The sequence below is a fragment of the Pseudomonas sp. H3_C08 genome (assembly GCF_054669455.1).
This window is the reverse complement of the sequence record NZ_CP162803.1, coordinates 2,440,193-2,453,090: the sequence shown is the minus strand read 5'-3', so window position 1 is coordinate 2,453,090 and position 12,898 is coordinate 2,440,193. Positions and strand designations below refer to the sequence as shown.

Here is a 12,898-nt window from a genome sequence, read left to right as displayed (position 1 = left end):
CCCACCTTGGAACGCGTTTCAAATGTTGGAGCGAGCCTGCTCGCGAATGCTTGGGTTCAGGCACCGCAGTATTCACTGATGAAAAGTGTAGCGATCCTTCCTGTTCCCACCCAAGTGCGAGAAACGTCTGACGGACAACGCAGAAACGTCGCCGGAAATCACGTGGTATCGTCAAATGGATCGAAGTTAAGAGCTTCGAGGGTGCTATTTTAGGTGCTACTAAAAGTACTTCAGGAAGCACCTTAATGGCACACATCGTTCTTTCCCACGTAGTAGCGAGTATTTCCGAGTTGAAAAAAAATCCGATGGGCACCGTAGCTGCTGGTGGTGGACGCTCTATAGCGATTCTCAACCGAAATGAACCAGCGTTTTATTGCGTACCAGCCAAAGAATACGAGGCGATGATGACGCGCCTTGATGATCTGGAGTTGATCGCGCTTTGCAAGGAGCGAGAAAACGACCCCACCATCAAGGTCTCACTAGATGACCTATGAGCTGGAATTTTCTGAAAAGGCCTGGAGAGAATGGGAGAAGCTGGGCGCTGGCCTACGGGATCAGTTCAAGGAAAAACTAGCTGAGCGACTGTCGAAGCGGGGTTTATCTCCTGGCACCGAACAAGGATCGCCACCACGCGACGATTTGCTCCAGAATGTTTCCCGATGGCTTCTCGTCCAGTTTCAATAGCTCCAGACTGCCAAATTGCGAAGTAGCGACCCCGGTTTCTGCTTTCGTCTCAAGTTTTACGGTGGCTCCGGTTGTGCCGGGCGGCGCTTCCGTCCAGTCGGTCAACACCTGCCAGTTCGATGCGTTTTCGAGCAGCAGCGCAAGTACCTTTCCAGATGGGTGTAGCGTCAATGTCACGCACGCCGTGAAGCCTGGCGCAGTCTTCATTCTGGCGGACAGCGCATATTCTTCGGCTGCAGATGGGAAAATGATGTCCTGACTGATGTATCCGGGTGAAGTGATCTTGCAGTCATCCTCGTTGAATTTCACGTGCTCCGGATCGCTCACTGACCAGTCTTTTTCGCCTTCGTAGAACTCGCCATTCCTGATCAAATTCGTCATGTCCTATCTCTCCCTGAGACTTTTTGGTTAACGCTACTTCGGAACCTTCAGCCTGTTCAGTACTGACTCCGCGGACGCGGACGCGGACGCGGACGCGCACGCGCACGGGCAACGGTGCACAAGGTACGAAGTGTCTGACGCAGCCAAGGCAAATCATGCGTTTGTTTGCGGACGGCAACGGGTGCTTTGGTCTTGCCGATATGCTCGGCGAAATCCCGTGCGAGGGTTTCTTCAGTGCCGATGCCTTTGAGTTTTTTCACCAGTCTACCGTTCTTGTAAAACAGCACGGTGGGCGTGCCGGTGACCAGCGGATGGCGCGGGGACTCGCTGGTATTGAGCATGTAGATATTGGCGCGATATCGGTATGGCTCGGCCGTCTGGCGAAAAATCGGTCCGGCCCATTCGCAGGCGGGGCAGTGTTCGTTGGCGAAATACAGAATCACCGGGCGCCAGGTTTTCAGGGCTTTGCGGTAAGTGGGCGGCAAAGTAGCGAGAGGGATATTCGCGCTCATCAGAATCTCCGTTTCAGGTGTGCCTGTATCTCTTGACGGTAATCCAGCGCGAGGCGTCCGCCTACTGTCAGACCTGACAGGTGCAACGCGCCTTGTTTTGTGCAAGGCGCCTCGAAATGTGGCGCGAATACCCGGCGTGTGTAGCCTACGGTAGCGAGTCTACTTGGCGTTTTTGGAAGCAGCGGCACTGTCTGTTTCTGCATCTCTTTGATTTCGAAAACATTTCATTGCACTACAGATTCTCCAACAATCCTGTGGCACACTTTCTGCTGTCTATTCCGTAGTAACAAACCGTGTTCCGGTATAGCGGAATAAACACCATCCTGGAGTGCTTGCCATGCATCGCCGTCCTTCGTTGTTCAAAGCGTGTGTTTTTGTTCTTGCGGCTTCGTCCGCTGTCATGGGCCTGGCCCAGGCAGCCGACAGCAAGCTCGACAGTGTTCTGGCCCGTGGCAAGTTGATCGTGGGTACCGGTAGCACCAATGCGCCGTGGCACTTTCAGGGCGCGGACGGCAAGTTGCAGGGGTTTGATATCGACATCGCCAGGATGGTGGCCAAAGGTCTGTTCAACGACCCGAGCAAAGTCGAGTTCGTCGTGCAGTCGTCCGATGCGCGGATTCCCAATCTGCTCACCGACAAGGTCGACATGAGTTGCCAGTTCATCACCGTCACCGCCAGCCGTGCGCAGCAGGTGGCGTTCACCCTGCCGTACTACCGCGAAGGCGTCGGCCTGCTGCTGCCGAACAACAGCAAGTACAAGGAAATCGAAGACCTGCAAGCCGCTGGCGACAGCGTCACCGTGGCCGTGCTGCAAAACGTCTACGCCGAAGAGCTGGTGCATCAAGCATTGCCAAAAGCCAAGGTCGATCAGTACGACAGCGTCGACCTGATGTACCAGGCCGTGAACTCCGGCCGCGCCGATGCCGCCGCCACTGACCAGTCTTCGGTCAAATACCTGATGGTGCAGAACCCAGGTCGCTACCGCAGCCCGACCTATGCGTGGAGCCCCCAGACTTACGCGTGTGCAGTCAAACGCGGCGATCAGGATTGGCTGAACTTCGTTAACACCGCACTGCATGAAGCGATGACCGGCGTTGAATTCCCGACTTATGCGGCGTCGTTCAAACAATGGTTCGGCGTTGACCTGCCGTCGCCTGCGATCGGTTTCCCAGTCGAATTCAAATGATCCCGTGAGAGTGGGGCGATTAAAGTCGCCCCGCTCAAGGTACTGCTGACCATGAACTATCAGTTGAACTTTGCCGCCGTGTGGCGCGATTTCGACACCTTGCTGGCGGGGCTCGGTCTGGGCCTTGAACTGGCCTTGGTGTCGATCGCCATCGGCTGCGTGATCGGCCTGCTGATGGCGTTTGCCTTGCTCTCGAAGCATCGCGCCTTGCGCGTGCTGGCCTCGGTGTACGTCACGGTGGTGCGTAACACGCCGATTCTGGTGTTGATTCTGTTGATCTACTTTGCGCTGCCAAGCCTGGGCATTCGTCTGGACAAGATTCCGTCGTTCATCATCACGCTGTCGTTGTATGCCGGGGCGTACCTGACCGAAGTGTTCCGTGGCGGTTTGCTGAGTATCCCCAAAGGCCAGCGCGAGGCCGGACTGGCCATTGGTCTCGGCGAGTGGCAGGTCAAGGCCTACGTCACCGTGCCGGTGATGTTGCGCAACGTCTTGCCGGCGCTGTCGAACAACTTCATTTCGCTGTTCAAGGACACCTCACTGGCCGCCGCAATTGCGGTGCCGGAGCTGACCTATTACGCGCGCAAGATCAACGTCGAAAGCTACCGGGTAATCGAAACCTGGCTGGTGACCACGGCGTTGTATGTCGCGGCCTGTTACCTCATTGCCATGCTGCTGCGATACCTGGAGCAGCGTCTGGCGATCCGCCGATAGGAGGCTGCGATGTACGAATCTCCCAGTTGGTTACATGAATTGTGGCTCGCGCGTGAGCCGTTGTGGCAGGGTTTTCTGACCAGCGTGCAAGTGTCGGCGCTGGCGATTCTGCTCGGCACGATGCTCGGCGTGATCACCGGTCTGGTGCTGACCTACGGCAAATTCTGGATGCGCGCGCCGTTTCGTTTTTACGTCGACCTGATTCGTGGCACACCGGTGTTTGTGCTGGTGCTGGCCTGCTTCTACATGGCGCCGGCACTCGGTTGGCAGATCAGCGCATTTCAGGCCGGGGCCTTGGGCCTGACGCTGTTTTGCGGTTCCCACGTCGCCGAGATTGTTCGCGGTGCATTGCAAGCCTTGCCGCGCGGGCAAATGGAGGCGAGCAAAGCCATCGGTCTGACGTTCTATCAATCCCTTGGCTACGTATTGTTGCCACAGGCGCTGCGGCAGATCCTGCCGACCTGGGTCAACTCGTCCACGGAAATCGTCAAGGCGTCGACCTTGCTCTCGGTGATCGGCGTCGCCGAATTGCTCCTCAGCACGCAACAGATCATCGCCCGGAACTTCATGACCCTGGAGTTCTACCTGTTCGCCGGTTTTCTGTTCTTCGTCATCAACTACGGCATCGAATTACTCGGCCGGCACATTGAAAAGCGGGTGGCCCTGCCATGACTCAAGCTCAAGTTTCCCCTCAGAATCAGGCGTTGCTGGATATCCGTGGCCTGCACAAACAGTACGGCGCAGTCGAAGTGCTCAAAGGTGTCGATCTGAGCATGCAGCGCGGCAACGTGGTCACGCTGATCGGCTCCAGCGGCTCGGGTAAAACCACGCTGCTGCGTTGCGTGAACATGCTCGAAGAATTCCAGGGCGGGCAGATCCTGCTCGACGGTGAATCCATCGGCTATGACGAGGTCAACGGCAAGCGTGTGCGGCATGCGGAGAAACTCATCGCCCGCCATCGTGCGATGACCGGCATGGCGTTCCAGCAATTCAACCTGTTCCCGCATCTGACCGCATTGCAGAACGTCACCCTGGGCCTGCTCAAGGTGAAGAAAATGCATAAGGATGAAGCTGTGGCGCTCGCCGAAAAATGGCTGGAGCGCGTCGGCCTGCTGGAGCGACGCAATCACTTTCCCGGTCAGTTGTCCGGCGGTCAGCAACAGCGCGTGGCGATTGCCCGGGCGATTGCGATGAACCCGAGCCTGATGCTCTTCGATGAGGTCACTTCGGCACTCGACCCGGAGCTGGTCGGCGAAGTGCTCAACGTGATCAAGGGCCTGGCCGAAGACGGCATGACCATGTTGCTGGTGACCCACGAGATGCGTTTCGCCTTCGAGGTCTCGGACAAGATCGTTTTCATGAATCAGGGGCGGATCGAAGAGCAGGGGCCTCCCAAGGAGCTGTTCGAGCGCCCGCAATCGCCGCGTCTGGCTGAGTTTCTGAAAAATACGCGGTTTTAATCTTACGTTTTCACATCAGGAGAAACACCCATGAGCATTACGCGTTACGGCACCGGCAGCACCGCCGCTGGCGGCCAGCCACGTCCCTTCGCTCGCGCCGTTGAAGCGGATGGCTGGCTGCATGTGTCCGGCCAGGTACCGGCGGTGGATGGCGAGATTATTGTCGGCGGTATTGTCGAGCAGACCCATCAGACCATGAAAAACCTGATCGCGATTCTCGAAGAGGCCGGGTATGGCCTCGAAGACGTGGTGCGTGCCGGCGTGTGGCTGGATGATCCGCGGGATTTCAGCAGTTTCAACAAGGTCTTTGGCGAGTACTTCAAGCCTGAGCACGCACCGGCGCGGGCCTGCGTGCAGGCGAGCATGATGGTGGATTGCAAGGTCGAGATCGATTGCATCGCCTACAAGAAGAAGGCTTGAAAATTGCTGCGTTGCTTAGGCCGCAGCCCCTCACCCTAACCCTCTCCCAAGGGAGAGGGGACTGATCTGTATCGATGCGGATTTTGCGTATGACGCTTACATTTACATCGATACGGTCAGGCTCCCTCTCCCTCTGAAAGAGGGCGGGGGGTGAGGGCAGCAATCCAACTGACACAACACCAAGGGCCAGTTACCATCCGGCGACTTTGAATGGGAACCACTGAAATGACCGAAGACACCATCAAACGCCGGGCTCGCGGTCTGGACCGGGCGTTCGATATTCTCGATTTCCTCAAGGAGATCGGCCAGCCGCTGCGCCCCAACGACATCGCCAACGGCATCGGCAGCCCGAAATCCACGGTCTACGAACTGGTTGCATCGTTGCTGGAGCGGCGGATTCTGGAACCGGTGGGCAAGGACGGTCATGTCTACCTGGGTCGGCAGCTGTACTTCCTCGGTCAGGCGCATTTACGCCACTTCGACCTCAGCCGCGAGGCCGATCATGCCTTGCAGGAAATCGTCAGCCAGACCCGTGAAACCGCGCAGATGTGTCTGCTCAACGGGCGTAAATACACCGTGGCACTGATGAAGGAGGGCGAGCGGCATTTCCGCATTTCCTCCGACATCGGTGAAAACGCCCCCATCCCGTGGACCGCTTCCGGGCGCCTGCTGCTTGCGCATTTAAGCGATCAACAGATCATCGACCTGATCGACGAAAACGACTTCATCCTGCCCGACGGCGAGCGCCTGCCGCTGGAGCGTTTTCTGGCGGAAATCCGTCAGGCCGGCATCGATGGTTTCTTCTCCTTCGACAGTGTTGCCGACACCTTTACCCATTGCTTCGCCGCGCCGGTCAAAGACGCACAAGGCGTGGCCATTTGCACCTTGTGCATCGTCGCGCCACGGGCCGATGCGAAAAACAATTACAACGACTATCGCCGGGTGCTGATCGAGAGCGCCAACAGCCTCGCCCGGCGCATCAACGAATAACGGCGGCTGGCTGCAGCCGCGAATGTGAGGAGTTCGACCATGACCACTGCCATCAATACTGCTGGAGAAAAGGGCGACGCTGCCATCGGCGCGCACCTGGTAAGTGACGTCAGCCTGCCGGCGCTGGTGCTGCATCGCGCAGCGCTGGAGCACAACATCCACTGGATGCAGAAATTCGTCAGCGACAGCGGCGCGGAACTGGCGCCCCACGGCAAAACCAGCATGACCCCGGCACTGTTCAAGCGTCAGCTCGACGCCGGCGCGTGGGGCATCACCCTCGCCAGCGCGACCCAGACCCGGGCGGCTTATGCCCATGGCGTGCGTCGGGTGCTGATGGCCAACCAATTGGTCGGCACGCCGAACATGGCATTGATCGCCGATTTGCTTGCCGATCCGTCGTTCGATTTCTATTGCATGGTCGATCACCCGGACAACGTCGCTGATCTCGGCGCGTACTTCGCCTCGCGCGGGGTGAGGCTCAACGTGATGATCGAGTACGGCGTGGTCGGCGGGCGTTGCGGTTGCCGCAGCGAGCAGGAAGTCATTGAGCTGGCCAAGGCGATCAGCGCGCAACCGGCGCTGGCCCTGACCGGCATCGAAGGTTACGAAGGGGTGATCCACGGCGATCACGCCGTCAGCGGCATTCGTGAATTTGCCGCGTCGCTGGTGCGCCTTGCGGTGCAGTTGCAGGACAGCGGCGCATTCGCCATCGGCAAGCCGATCATCACCGCCTCGGGTTCGGCCTGGTATGACCTGATTGCCGAGTCGTTCGAAGCGCAAAACGCCGCTGGGCGTTTCCTCAGCGTGTTGCGCCCGGGCAGTTACGTGGCGCACGACCATGGCATCTACAAAGAGGCGCAGTGCTGCGTGCTCGACCGCCGTAGTGATCTTCACGAAGGTTTACGCCCGGCGCTGGAAGTCTGGGCCCACGTGCAGTCGCTGCCCGAGCCGGGTTTTGCGGTGATCGCACTGGGCAAGCGTGATGTCGCGTTCGATGCCGGTTTGCCGGTGCCATTGCTGCGTTACAAGGCGGGTGTGGTGCCGGCGCTGGGCGATGACGTCGGTGCGTGCAAGGTCACGGCGGTGATGGATCAGCACGCGTTCATGACGCTGGCGCCGGGCGTTGAGTTGCGCGTGGGCGACATCATTTCCTTTGGTACGTCGCACCCGTGCCTGACGTTCGACAAGTGGCGTGTGGGGTTGTTGGTGGATGAGCAGTTGTCGGTGATCGAGAGCATGGAGACTTGTTTCTAAGACTTGAAACCGAGTCGCGGCCATTCGCGAGCAAGCTCGCTCCCACAGGGGAATGCATTCCAAGTGTGGGAGCGAGCTTGCTCGCGAAGGCGCCAGTCCAGACACCACCGATCAACCAGAGACAGCACAAGATGAACACCCTCAGCCCCTTGGGCCCGAACACCCCACGCATCGCCCTGATTGGCGAATGCATGATCGAACTGCAGCAACGCGCCGACGGCAGCCTGCAACAAAGCTTCGGCGGCGACACCCTGAACACCGCGGTGTATCTGTCCCGCGCCATGGGCGACAAGGCGCAGGTCGATTACGTCACCGCACTGGGTGACGACAGCTTCAGCGACGCCATGTGCCAGATCTGGTCCGATGAAGGCATTGGCCTGGATCTGGTGCAGCGTCTGCCGGGGCGTTTACCGGGCCTGTATTGCATCCAGACCGATGCCAGCGGTGAGCGGCGTTTTCTCTACTGGCGCAACGAAGCGGCAGTTCGCGACTGTTTCACCACCCCGGCCGCCGAGCCGATTCTGGCGGCGTTGCCGGATTACGATGTGCTGTATTTCAGCGGCATTACCCTGGCTGTGCTCGGTGCGTTGGGCCGGGAAAAACTTATCCAGACTTTGATCGAAGCGCGGCAGCGGGATGCGCGCATCGTCTTCGATAACAATTACCGGCCACGCCTGTGGGCCTCGGTCGAAGACGCGCGGGCGGCTTATCGCAACGTGTTGCCGTACGTTGATCTGGCGTTGCTGACGGTGGATGACGAACAGGCGCTGTTTGGTTTCGCCGATTGCGAAGCGGTGTTTGCTGCTTACGCGCAGTTCGGCACGCTGGAAGTGGTGCTCAAGCGTGGCGCCGAAGCTTGTTTGATTCAGTGTGATGGTGAAGCGTTCGAAGTGCCGGCGCAGAAGGTCGAGAAAGTGGTGGATACCACGGCGGCGGGGGATTCGTTCAGTGCGGCGTATCTGGCCAGTCGATTGCTGGGCGGAAGTCCGGCGGAGGCTGCCGAGGCCGGGCATCTGCTGGCCAGCAAGGTGATTCAGGTGCCGGGGGGCATTGATTCCGAAACAGGCTTGAATGGCCGCTTGCTGCGCAATCGGTTCGCGAGCAGGCTCGCTCCCACAAGGGAATGCATTCCAAATGTGGGAGCGAGCCTGCTCGCGATAGGGCCCTAAAGCCAAACCTTCAATCGCGGTAAAACACCTGCACCAGGTGGTACCCGAACTTGCTCTTGATCGGCCCATGCACGGTGCGCAGCGGTTTTTTGAAAATCACCGCATCAATCGCGCCAACCATCTGCCCCGGCCGCACTTCACCCAGATCACCGCCGCGCTTGCCGGACGGGCAGGTCGAGAATTTCTTCGCCAGCACATCGAACGCTTCACCCTTGGCGATGCGTTGTTTGAGCTGTTCGGCCTCTTCGGCGGTTTTCACCAGAATGTGGCGGGCTTGGGCTTTCATCGTGCGATACCTGATAACGGGGTGACGGCGGGGCGCGGATTATGCCTCAAGTCACAGGGTTTGGCTGATCATCGTGCGGATCTTGCTGGCCAGCAGCTCAATGGCAAACGGTTTGGCAACCATGTCCATGCCATCCTCAAGAAATCCCTGACGCTCGGCGGCTTTCTGCGCATAACCGGTCATGAACAACACCTTGAGGCCCGGCCGATGCTGGCGGGCGATCTCCGCCAGTTGCCGGCCGTTCATGCCCGGCAGGCCGACGTCGGTGACCAGCAGATCGACGCGTAGATCGGACTCCAGCAGGGGCAGGGCGGTCTTGGCATCTTCCGCTTCGTGGGCCTGATAACCCAACTCCCGGAGCAGATCGAGCACCAGCATGCGCACCGCCGGGTCGTCCTCAACCACCATCACGGTTTCACCGGTCGCCGTCGCCGACGGTTGTTCAACGGCGACGATGGCCGGCCGTTCCGGTTCGACGCCATACAAGCGCGGCAGGTACAAGCGCACGCAAGTACCCTGGCCCGGCAGGCTGTCGAGGCTGACATGACCACCCGACTGCTGGGCAAACCCATAAATCATCGACAGCCCCAGCCCGGTGCCCTGGCCGATGGGCTTGGTGGTGAAGAATGGATCGAAGGCCTTGGAACGCACCGAGGGCGTCATGCCGGTGCCGTTGTCGCTGACCGCCAGCATCAGGTAATCGCCGGCCTTGACCGGTTCAAGCGTGGTGATGTCGCTGCCGTCGAGATAGACGTTGGCCGTTTCGATCACCAGTTCACCGCCCTCGGGCATCGCATCACGGGCATTGATGACCAGGTTGAGCAAGGCGTTTTCCAGCTGACTGACGTCGGTACTGACCGGCCACACGTTCTCGGCCAGACGCAGGGTCAGTTCGATCGGGTCGCCCTTGGTACGGCGGATCAGATCTTCCAGCGAATGCACCAGTTCATTGGCGTCGAGGGTTTTGCGATCCAGCGACTGGCGCCGCGAGAACGCCAGCAATCGATGGGTCAGCGCTGCCGCACGGTTGGCCGATGACACAGCGGCTTCGGTAAAACGGCCAATTTCGTCAGCCCGGCCGTTGGCGATGTAGCGCTGCATCAAATCGAGGCTGCCGATGATCCCGGTGAGCATGTTGTTGAAGTCGTGGGCGATACCGCCGGTGAGCTGGCCGACAGCCTCCATCTTCTGCGCGTGGCGCAAGGCATCTTCGGCGCGCTCGCGTTCGAACATCTCGTTCTGCAAACGCTGGTTGGCCTGGGCCAACTGTTCGGTGCGGGCGCTGACCCGTTCTTCCAGGGTTTCGTTGAGATTGCGCAAGGCTTCTTCGGTTTTCTTGCGCTCGGTCTCATCGATCACGAAGATATAGAAACCACTGATCGCGCCGTCGGCGGCGTAACGCGGCAGGTAATTCATCAGCGCGTGGCGATTGCTGCCATCGCGGTGCGGGGTATACAGGCTGAATGAGCACGGTCTGCCGGCCAGCGCCTCGGCAATGTAGGGCCGGCGCAGGAAATACGCTTCTTCACCGATGACTTCGCGAATCGTGCGCCCGTAGAGTTCCTGTGGCGTGAGGCCGTACCAGTCCAGATAGGCCGCGTTGTTGAGGCGAAAGCGCTCTTCACAGTCGACATAACTGATCAGGATCGGCATGGCGTTGATGATCAATTGCAGTTCGGTCTGGCTTTGGCGCAACGCCTGTTCGGTGTGTTTGCGCTCGGTCAGGTCCAGCGCCGCGCCGAGAAAACGCATGGGCCGGCCGTGATGATCCTTGTAGCAGCGCCCGCGAGCGAACACCCAGCGCACCTCGCCATCGCCTTGCTGCAAGCGATATTCCTCAGCGTATTCGGTGCCGTGGGTGATGCAGTGCTTGATGCTGCGCGCAATCATGGCGCGGTCTTCCGGGTGCACGCCTTGCAAGTAGTCGCTGATCGGCAATCGGCCGGCGAGGCTGGGGTCGACGCCATGCAATTGGGCGAAATGCGCATCGGCGATAAAGCGGTCTTCGCCGATGTCCCAATCCCAGGTGCCGACAGCATCGGTCGCAGCCAGGGCCAGTTGCAGGCGCTCCTCGGTTTCCCGTTGGGCTTTGAGGCTTTCTTCCGAGCGTCGCTGCAGCTCCAGAGCGATGCGGCGGCGTTCGTTGGTTTCGATGGCGGTGACGAGGATTCCGGCAACTTGCGCGGTCTCATCACGAATCGGGCTATAGGTCAGATCCAGCCAGAAGTCGGATTCTCTGCCGTCTCGTTGCAGGGTGAAGCGTCTTTCGCTGTAGGTGCGAACCTGGCCCTGTAGGACGGCGCTGTAAATAGGGTCGGTAAAGTCGCGAAGTTCCGGCCAGATCTGGTGCGCAGGCTGTCCGAAAGCGTGCGGATGCTTGTGGCCGGCAAGCAGGGCGAAACCGTTGTTGTAGATCTGCGTGAGCTGCGGCCCCCACAACAACAGCATCGGCATCGGCGAGTGAATCACGATGTCCACCGCGGTGCGCAGGCTCTGCGGCCAGTTGCCGGCAGCGCCCAGGGGGCTGCGGCTCCAGTCGGTACGGGCGATCAGTGCCTGTGCGTCGTCGGTGTTCGGTACAGCATTCATTACATCAATCCTGAGCGTGGTTCGTTGAGGCGACGTCTATCATTGTTGCAGTTGATCTGCGCCAGGCGCAGGCCGTTGTCTGTTCATTGAATGCTTCGCGGGTGCTTTTTGCCATGGAAATCGATGCACTGTTGTCAATTTTGTCCAATAAAAACGGTTCGGATCTGTTCCTGTCAACGGGGGCACCGCCCAGTGCGCGTATCGACGGCGTGCTCACGGCGTTGAGCGAACGACCTTTCAAAAACGCTGAAACCGCCGCCATCGCTGCCTCCCTGATGGACGCCGAGCAACGACGGGAGTTCGACCGGGATCTGGAAATGAACCTGGCGATTTCGCGAGCGGGCATCGGGCGTTTTCGCGTCAATATCTTCAAGCAGCGCAACGATGTATCGATCGTCATTCGCAATGTCAAACTCGACATCCCGCGTTTTGCCGATCTGAAATTGCCGACAGTACTGCTCGACACCGTCATGCTCAAGCAGGGGTTGATCCTCTTTGTCGGGGCCACCGATTCGGGCAAGTCGACCTCGCTGGCCGCGCTGATCGATCACCGCAACCGCCATAGCAGTGGGCACATCATCACCATCGAGGACCCGATCGAGTACATCCATCGCCACCAGCGCTCGATCATCAATCAACGGGAAGTCGGGGTCGATACACGCAGCTTCCACGCGGCCCTGAAAAACACCCTGCGCCAGGCACCGGACGTGGTGCTGATCGGCGAAATCCGTGACCGCGAAACCATGGAACATGCCTTGGCGTTTGCCGATACCGGGCATCTGGTGCTCTCGACGTTGCACGCGCACAACGCCAATCAGGCACTGGATCGGATTATCAATATGTTCCCGGAAGAACGGCGACCGCAGTTGTTGCATACGCTGGGAAACAACCTGAAAGCATTTATCTCGCAACGCTTAGTGCGCACCGTCGATGGGCAACGCAGGGCGGCTGTCGAGGTGCTGTTGGGCACGCCAACCATCGCAGATCTGGTTCGGCGCGGACAGTTCGAGGAGCTGAAACCGATAATGGAAAAATCCCCCGAACTGGGTATGCAGACATTTGATGCGGCGCTGTACGCATTAGTCGCTGAAGGTGCAATCAGTGCACAGGAAGCTTTAAAGAATGCAGATTCGGTGAATAATCTGAAGTTGCGGATGAAACTTTCTGAAGAGGCAAATGCTGGTAACGATACAGCGTCCGAAGAATGGGGTTTGATCGATTAATATTTTCTTGATTGTTTGTGTGTGGGCGCC

General features: G+C 59.0%; 13 protein-coding genes and 2 pseudogenes. 11 read left to right on the top strand and 4 right to left on the bottom strand.

The window, feature by feature from the left end; genetic code table 11:
* The first annotated feature begins 245 nt into the window (after window positions 1-245).
* The gene (locus AB4N74_RS11385; protein WP_099756441.1) at window positions 246-494 is read left to right on the top strand and encodes a type II toxin-antitoxin system Phd/YefM family antitoxin; all 249 of its coding nucleotides are present in this window, start codon (window positions 246-248) and stop codon (window positions 492-494) included.
* Window positions 484-585, top strand: a pseudogene (locus AB4N74_RS11380) (type II toxin-antitoxin system RelE family toxin); the annotation flags it as partial. The gene AB4N74_RS11385 and the pseudogene AB4N74_RS11380, both read left to right, overlap by 11 nt.
* A gap of 12 nt (window positions 586-597) precedes the next feature.
* Here AB4N74_RS11380 and AB4N74_RS11375 read toward each other — a convergent pair.
* Together AB4N74_RS11375 and AB4N74_RS11370 are read right to left on the bottom strand one after the other, a co-directional pair.
* Window positions 598-1,065, bottom strand: coding sequence for a hypothetical protein (locus AB4N74_RS11375; RefSeq protein WP_186624555.1), 468 nt, complete (start codon window positions 1,063-1,065; stop codon window positions 598-600).
* Between the two features lie 56 nt (window positions 1,066-1,121).
* Window positions 1,122-1,577 (bottom strand): thioredoxin family protein, encoded by a 456-nt coding sequence (locus AB4N74_RS11370; RefSeq protein ID WP_460100215.1) that lies wholly within the window; start codon window positions 1,575-1,577, stop codon window positions 1,122-1,124.
* A 337-nt stretch (window positions 1,578-1,914) separates the two neighbouring features.
* Here AB4N74_RS11370 and AB4N74_RS11365 point away from each other — a divergent pair, with 337 nt between their 5' ends.
* The 8 genes and pseudogenes from AB4N74_RS11365 (at window position 1,915) to kdgK (ending at window position 8,672) form a co-directional block, all read left to right on the top strand.
* Window positions 1,915-2,763 carry a transporter substrate-binding domain-containing protein gene (locus tag AB4N74_RS11365; RefSeq protein ID WP_099756438.1) on the top strand — a complete coding sequence of 283 codons (849 nt, stop codon included), beginning with the start codon at window positions 1,915-1,917 and terminating at the stop codon, window positions 2,761-2,763.
* Between the two features lie 51 nt (window positions 2,764-2,814).
* The gene (locus AB4N74_RS11360) at window positions 2,815-3,477 is read left to right on the top strand and encodes an amino acid ABC transporter permease (RefSeq protein ID WP_003225455.1); all 663 of its coding nucleotides are present in this window, start codon (window positions 2,815-2,817) and stop codon (window positions 3,475-3,477) included.
* A gap of 9 nt (window positions 3,478-3,486) precedes the next feature.
* Window positions 3,487-4,149, top strand: coding sequence for an amino acid ABC transporter permease (locus AB4N74_RS11355; RefSeq protein WP_116254839.1), 663 nt, complete (start codon window positions 3,487-3,489; stop codon window positions 4,147-4,149).
* Window positions 4,146-4,937 carry an amino acid ABC transporter ATP-binding protein gene (locus AB4N74_RS11350; protein ID WP_093430931.1) on the top strand — a complete coding sequence of 264 codons (792 nt, stop codon included), beginning with the start codon at window positions 4,146-4,148 and terminating at the stop codon, window positions 4,935-4,937. Before AB4N74_RS11355 ends, AB4N74_RS11350 begins: the two co-directional genes overlap by 4 nt.
* A gap of 30 nt (window positions 4,938-4,967) precedes the next feature.
* Entirely contained in the window at window positions 4,968-5,357 is a 390-nt protein-coding gene (locus AB4N74_RS11345) for a RidA family protein (RefSeq protein ID WP_007912330.1), read from the top strand.
* A gap of 225 nt (window positions 5,358-5,582) precedes the next feature.
* On the top strand, window positions 5,583-6,347 hold the full coding sequence (locus AB4N74_RS11340) for an IclR family transcriptional regulator (RefSeq protein WP_093430933.1): 765 nt from the start codon (window positions 5,583-5,585) through the stop codon (window positions 6,345-6,347).
* Window positions 6,348-6,386: 39 nt separating this feature from the next.
* Window positions 6,387-7,601 carry an amino acid deaminase gene (locus AB4N74_RS11335; RefSeq protein ID WP_460100210.1) on the top strand — a complete coding sequence of 405 codons (1,215 nt, stop codon included), beginning with the start codon at window positions 6,387-6,389 and terminating at the stop codon, window positions 7,599-7,601.
* 131 nt (window positions 7,602-7,732) lie between these two features.
* Window positions 7,733-8,672, top strand: a pseudogene (gene kdgK, locus AB4N74_RS11330) (2-dehydro-3-deoxygluconokinase).
* 108 nt (window positions 8,673-8,780) lie between these two features.
* On the opposite strand, the gene AB4N74_RS11325 reads toward kdgK, so the two are convergent.
* Together AB4N74_RS11325 and AB4N74_RS11320 are read right to left on the bottom strand one after the other, a co-directional pair.
* The gene (locus tag AB4N74_RS11325) at window positions 8,781-9,056 is read right to left on the bottom strand and encodes a peptidylprolyl isomerase (RefSeq protein ID WP_007912322.1); all 276 of its coding nucleotides are present in this window, start codon (window positions 9,054-9,056) and stop codon (window positions 8,781-8,783) included.
* Between the two features lie 51 nt (window positions 9,057-9,107).
* Complete coding sequence (locus AB4N74_RS11320) at window positions 9,108-11,645, bottom strand: PAS domain-containing hybrid sensor histidine kinase/response regulator (protein WP_093430942.1); 2,538 nt, start codon at window positions 11,643-11,645, stop codon at window positions 9,108-9,110.
* Between the two features lie 113 nt (window positions 11,646-11,758).
* Here AB4N74_RS11320 and AB4N74_RS11315 point away from each other — a divergent pair, with 113 nt between their 5' ends.
* A complete protein-coding gene (locus AB4N74_RS11315; RefSeq protein ID WP_460100207.1) occupies window positions 11,759-12,868 on the top strand; it encodes a PilT/PilU family type 4a pilus ATPase in 1,110 nt (369 codons plus the stop codon).
* Window positions 12,869-12,898: the final 30 nt, after the last annotated feature.

Coding starts and splice junctions, on each gene's coding strand:
- AB4N74_RS11385 (WP_099756441.1), top strand. CDS start 246: ATGGCACACATCGTTCTTTCCCACGTAGTAGCGAGTATTTCCGAGTTG.
- AB4N74_RS11375 (WP_186624555.1), bottom strand. CDS start 1,065: ATGACGAATTTGATCAGGAATGGCGAGTTCTACGAAGGCGAAAAAGAC.
- AB4N74_RS11370 (WP_460100215.1), bottom strand. CDS start 1,577: ATGAGCGCGAATATCCCTCTCGCTACTTTGCCGCCCACTTACCGCAAA.
- AB4N74_RS11365 (WP_099756438.1), top strand. CDS start 1,915: ATGCATCGCCGTCCTTCGTTGTTCAAAGCGTGTGTTTTTGTTCTTGCG.
- AB4N74_RS11360 (WP_003225455.1), top strand. CDS start 2,815: ATGAACTATCAGTTGAACTTTGCCGCCGTGTGGCGCGATTTCGACACC.
- AB4N74_RS11355 (WP_116254839.1), top strand. CDS start 3,487: ATGTACGAATCTCCCAGTTGGTTACATGAATTGTGGCTCGCGCGTGAG.
- AB4N74_RS11350 (WP_093430931.1), top strand. CDS start 4,146: ATGACTCAAGCTCAAGTTTCCCCTCAGAATCAGGCGTTGCTGGATATC.
- AB4N74_RS11345 (WP_007912330.1), top strand. CDS start 4,968: ATGAGCATTACGCGTTACGGCACCGGCAGCACCGCCGCTGGCGGCCAG.
- AB4N74_RS11340 (WP_093430933.1), top strand. CDS start 5,583: ATGACCGAAGACACCATCAAACGCCGGGCTCGCGGTCTGGACCGGGCG.
- AB4N74_RS11335 (WP_460100210.1), top strand. CDS start 6,387: ATGACCACTGCCATCAATACTGCTGGAGAAAAGGGCGACGCTGCCATC.
- AB4N74_RS11325 (WP_007912322.1), bottom strand. CDS start 9,056: ATGAAAGCCCAAGCCCGCCACATTCTGGTGAAAACCGCCGAAGAGGCC.
- AB4N74_RS11320 (WP_093430942.1), bottom strand. CDS start 11,645: ATGAATGCTGTACCGAACACCGACGACGCACAGGCACTGATCGCCCGT.
- AB4N74_RS11315 (WP_460100207.1), top strand. CDS start 11,759: ATGGAAATCGATGCACTGTTGTCAATTTTGTCCAATAAAAACGGTTCG.